Genomic DNA, 5,286 nt, shown 5'->3' with positions numbered 1-5,286 from the left:
ATTACGGTAAATGATTTTACAGGAGAATGGGATACGAACTGCGCGGGGGAATTTGAAGAATTTAACCGAATACTAATTGTTTTGCCGCACAAAACTAATGGTTTTGCTGATTTGCTCGTAAAAGAAACCCGTGCGAAAAAAAAGTCTCAGCCTATCGGCACGGAATGCATAGAAAGCGTCATACCTGAAACCAAGCAATACACGCTAAAATTTGAAAAAGATTCGTATACCATACCCAAAGAATTACAAGGCGGGTCGGAATAATTCATAAGCTTTCTACACATACATCAATTATTATTGAAATTCCCATTTAAACTATAAAGGAACTTAATATAAACTGATAAAGAAATGTATAAGACGTCACATGGCGTTATATGCTTTTTTTCATCACTTAAAAACTCGCCATATTTTTATGAATTTAGACGCGGATACCCAGCAACGTTTAACGCGCATCGCCCGCTTGGCCAGGCTAAGCTTAGGTATTCCTATCACTTACTTCAGCGTATTAAATTCACCACACGACTGGTATCTTAACCACCCAGGACTCGCCACACCACTTGCTGACGTACTTGCGTTACCCAAACAAGTGCTTGCCCATAATGCCGCTATATGGCAAACAGATAGCGCTCCAGACGCACAATCTGTTTATCACTATGCTGGGCTACCGATACGCTCAGACCAAGGTCAATGTTTAGCGATAATGTCATTGGCAGGCTATGAGCCACGCAATTTCTCCGAATCTGAGCAACTGTTGCTACAAGACTTAGCTACAAGTGCCGAAACAGAATTAAGCCACGCTCGCTTACAGCTTGAAAGCAAGCAAAAAGCGTTTTTGGCGCTTATGTCTGAATATAAATTGCAACAGCATGAAAACCGGTTTCACGCCATTATCGACACCGTCATTGATGGGGTCATTAGCGTCAACGCCGAAGGTTTTATAGAAGCCAGCAATATCAGCGCACAAACACTGTTTGGTTATGTTGATTACGAGCTCAAAAATAAGCCTCTTGGTTTATTACTGGCCCCAGTTGATTATTATGTCGCTGAACCCGACTTTCTTAGACAATTAGCACGAACACCTAAAACCAGTCACTTAGCCAATATTGATGCACATGGTATGCGTAAAGGCGGGACATTATTTCCTCTGCAAATCCGTGCAAGCGAAGTATTAATTGCCGATGAACCGGTGTTTATTGTGGTTATCCACGACTTAAGCGAAACCCGCCTAATGGAATTGGCATTTAAAACGTTTTTGATGCGATTATCCGCTATTCTGATGATGCCATCGTCAGCAAAGATTTAAACGGTATCATCACAAGCTGGAATGAGGGCGCAGAAAAAATATTTGGTTACAGCGCGACTGAAATCATCGGCAAACCCTCTCTAATACTGTATCCAGCCGATAGAGTACATGAAGAACAACAAGCAGCTAAAAAATTAGTCAGCGGTGAAAAAGTAGAGCATTTAGAGACGGTGCGCATTCATAAAAATGGTACGCCTGTCGATATTTCCGTCACTATTTCACCGATTATCGATGAAGACGGCAACACGATAGGCATTTCGAATATTGCCCGCGATATTACCGAACGCAAACAACTGGAACGATTAAAAAGTGAATTTATTTCCACTGTCAGCCATGAGCTGCGTACACCGTTAACCTCGATTCGCGGCGCACTTGACTTAGTATTAGGTAAATCAGCCGAGCATTTACCAGACAAGGCGCGCAAAATGTTAGAAATGGCGGCGCGCAACAGCGAACGCTTAACCATACTCATTAACGACATTTTAGACTTAGAAAAAATTGAATCCGGCAAAATTGAGTTCGATTTTAAGCAAGCGGATTTAATTGCGTTAGCCCAGCGTGCCGTCGATGATAATTTAGGCTATGCGTTAAAACACCGAGTCCAGTTAAGATTAACCCTAACAGAGCTTAGCGAAGCGCCTGTATATGTCGATGAAAACAGACTGTTACAAGTGTTTGCCAATTTAATGTCTAATGCGATTAAATTCTCCCCTGAAGATAGTCAGGTTGAAATCCGCGTAGAGCCTCACAAAGCAGGTTATCGCATTAACGTTTACGACCAAGGTCCTGGCATACCTGAAGAATTTCGTAATCGAATTTTTCAACGTTTTGCCCAAGCCGATAGCTCTGATACCCGACAAAAAGGCGGAACCGGCCTAGGCTTAAGCATTAGCAAAGCGATTATTGAGCGTCATCATGGCCAATTAAATTTTATTTCTGAGCTAGACCACGGCACACAATTTTTCTTTGACTTGCCTGCTCATGCCGCGCCATTAACACAAAGCTCGAGCTACAGCGAGCAAGAGCTAGCACCGGTGTTAATCTGTGAAGATAACCCCGATGTTGCCGATATACTCGCCGAAATGCTTAAAAACGAAGGTATTTTGTGCCATATTGCAGCAACTCTAGCAGCCGCCCGAGCCTTGCTTAAGCAAAAACACTACGAGTTACTGTTGCTTGATTTAGCATTACCCGATGGCAATGGCCTACAACTTGTCGAAGAGCTACGCACCATTCCAGCCACGCAGCAGCTTCCCGTCATTGTTATTTCAGGACGTGCCTTAGAAAATCTCAACGCCTTTACCGGTAGCGCTATGACGATTGTCGATTGGTTACAAAAGCCTTTCGACCACGAACGCTTAAAAACGGCTGTACAACACGTCTTATCAAATACCGAGCGCCCAACTATTTTACATGTTGAAGATGATGTCGACATTGTGCAAATCATTAAGGCGTTACTTGAAGACATTAGCCATTATCAGCAAGCCGCAAGCATAGCCGATACACGGCAATTGCTTGCCAGCCGACATTATGACTTAGTTATTCTCGACTTAGGTTTAGAAGATGGCTCAGGCTTAGACTTATTAGACGATTTAAAAAACCATTGCCCCGTGATAATCTTTTCCGCCCAAACGATAGACCATGAAGTTAGCTCCAAAGTCAGTGCAGCGCTCACCAAATCCATGACCAGTAATGAGCAGCTCATTCAGACTATTCAAAAACTACTGCATAAATCATTAACATGACCGACCTGATACGCATACTCTACGTTGAAGACGACCCTGATATTCGTGAAGTAGCCGAATTTGCCCTAGAAGATGAAGGCTTTGAACTCATTTCCTGCGCATCAGGCCAAGAAGCACTGACCCAAGCAACCAATATCAACGTTGACTTACTACTTTTAGATGTCATGATGCCTGGCATGGATGGCCCAACCACATTAACCAAATTACGCGAACTACCTAATACTAAGCAAACACCCGCTGTTTTCATGACCGCTAAAGTGCAAAGCTCTGAAATAGCCGCTTATTTAGCGATGGGGGCTATAGGCGTGATTACTAAACCCTTTGATGCGCTCACCTTAGCTGAGCACATTCGAGAATTGCTAGAGAAGCAACATGGTAGTATCTGACAATAACAAATACGTTAAACTGCGTAATTTACAACAAAAGTTTGCTTCGACGTTGCCTGAGCGTTTAAATTTGATACAAACCGCCTGGCTAAACAGCCAGGGCACCCCTGATAACAGCGAATTATTCACTGATTTACTGCGGCAAGTTCACAGTCTTGCCGGTTCCGCTGGCACATTTAATTTCTTCCGTCTAGGCGATGTCGCCAAAGAGCTAGAATTACTGCTCAAAGAATATCAACATGGCAGCTTGCCTGAAGCCGTAACAACCGTGAGGAGGCTATTGCAACAGCTTGTCGCTTTAGCTGAACAAGGCCATGAGCAGCCTAAAACCGAACTTATCACCGATGACAGTGCTGAAATAGAGTATCTGTCCAACCAGCAAGCGGTTATATATGTTTTAGAAGACGATGAAGACATTGCCGCCGAATCATTTAGACAACTGATTCATTTTGGCTATCAAGTCGTAACTTTTAACTCGGTTAGTGACTTCAAACACGCTATTTACCAGCAAATCCCTGATGCACTACTGATTGATATACAACTTGTCGAAGGTGAATTTGCCGGTACCGAAGCGGTCGCTGACGTCTGTAAAACCTTGCAGTTAAACATTCCCAGCATTTTTATTTCCCAACATCAGTCTTGGCAACACCGACTCAGCGCAATGCGTGTCGGCGGTCAAGGCTATATCACAAAGCCCATAGACTTCGACCAACTCGCCGATCAATTAGAAATTCTCACTGGCCGTAAGCAAGGCAGCCGCTATCGCATTTTAATCGTAGACGACACAGTGTTATTAGCCGAGCATTACGCGACTATCTTGCAATGTGCCGGCATGGATACAGAAATCATCAATGATCCAGGCCATTTATTAGACGTGTTGCCAAACTTTAGACCGGATTTAATTCTGATGGATTTATACATGAACGGCAGCACAGGCATAGAAGCCGCGCAAGTCATTCGGCAACATGGCAGTTACACCAATCTTCCAATTGTCTATTTATCTACTGAAAGCGAATTAGAACAGCAGCTTAATGCATTACGCGCCGGTGGGGATGACTTTTTACAAAAGCCGATAGATGATAACCACTTAGTCGCCGCAGTCAGCACTAAAGCCAAACGCTTTCGCGAATTAAACAGTTTAATGAACTGTGACGGTTTAACAGGCTTGCTCAACCACATTAGTTTTAAACTTGCGCTAGAGCGTGAAATTGCACAAACATACCGCTACCATGAAGGTTTCACGCTAGCAATGCTCGACATAGACCATTTCAAACTGGTTAACGACCACTACGGTCATTTAGTCGGCGACCGCGTTATTAAAGGTTTAGGCCGATTGCTTAGCCACCGATTACGCAAAGGCGACATTGCTGCTCGTTATGGCGGTGAGGAATTCGCGCTCATATTACCCAACACTCCAGAAAGCGTGGCTAAGCGTTTATTAGACGAATTACGTGAGGTATTTGCCAAAATCGCCTTTGCCCATGCTCATGGAACGTTTCACGCGACATTTAGCGTAGGCATTGCCTCATGCCCCCCTTATAAAAACGTGCATAGCTTAATAGAAGCTGCCGACCAAGCACTGTATCAAGCCAAACGTACTGGACGTAATCAAGTCCATATTGCAGCAGACAATCGTTAACATCGACGGCTAGATGTAGACCGCCAATAGTTAGTTTTAAACTGGTAAAATCAAAGCGCCAGATGGCTACCCACTTAAGGTGGGACGCTTTTAATTTTAGCCAGTAGAGCTAAACCGTCATTCCGGCAGGGATTGCCGGAATCCAGTCGCCATGGATGGCAAAGCTTCAAGCACATCCGTGTGTCCTGGATCTCGGCAATCCCTTAATGCCAA

Annotated in this window: 5 protein-coding genes; all 5 read left to right on the top strand. The window is 44.0% G+C overall.

Annotated elements, in window-relative coordinates:
- The coding region (locus VZ94_RS20485) for a hypothetical protein (protein ID WP_045780657.1) at window positions 1-264 on the top strand (264 nt) is incomplete at its 5' end.
- A gap of 100 nt (window positions 265-364) precedes the next feature.
- Window positions 365-1,303, top strand: a complete 939-nt coding sequence (locus tag VZ94_RS20480) for a PAS domain S-box protein (protein WP_045780656.1) — start codon at window positions 365-367, stop codon at window positions 1,301-1,303.
- On the top strand, window positions 1,261-3,048 hold the full coding sequence (locus tag VZ94_RS20475; protein WP_338040554.1) for a response regulator: 1,788 nt from the start codon (window positions 1,261-1,263) through the stop codon (window positions 3,046-3,048). The genes VZ94_RS20480 and VZ94_RS20475 overlap by 43 nt, the downstream gene beginning before the upstream one ends.
- Window positions 3,045-3,434, top strand: coding sequence for a response regulator (locus VZ94_RS20470; RefSeq protein WP_045780655.1), 390 nt, complete (start codon window positions 3,045-3,047; stop codon window positions 3,432-3,434). The genes VZ94_RS20475 and VZ94_RS20470 overlap by 4 nt, the downstream gene beginning before the upstream one ends.
- A complete protein-coding gene (locus VZ94_RS20465) occupies window positions 3,421-5,073 on the top strand; it encodes a diguanylate cyclase (RefSeq protein ID WP_045780654.1) in 1,653 nt (550 codons plus the stop codon). The genes VZ94_RS20470 and VZ94_RS20465 overlap by 14 nt, the downstream gene beginning before the upstream one ends.
- Window positions 5,074-5,286 lie beyond the last annotated feature (213 nt).

It is taken from the genome of Methylocucumis oryzae (genome assembly GCF_000963695.1).
Taxonomy (GTDB): domain Bacteria; phylum Pseudomonadota; class Gammaproteobacteria; order Methylococcales; family Methylomonadaceae; genus Methylovulum; species Methylovulum oryzae.
The sequence above is the reverse complement of the archived record's forward strand: the minus strand, read 5'-3'. Positions and strand labels throughout refer to the sequence as shown.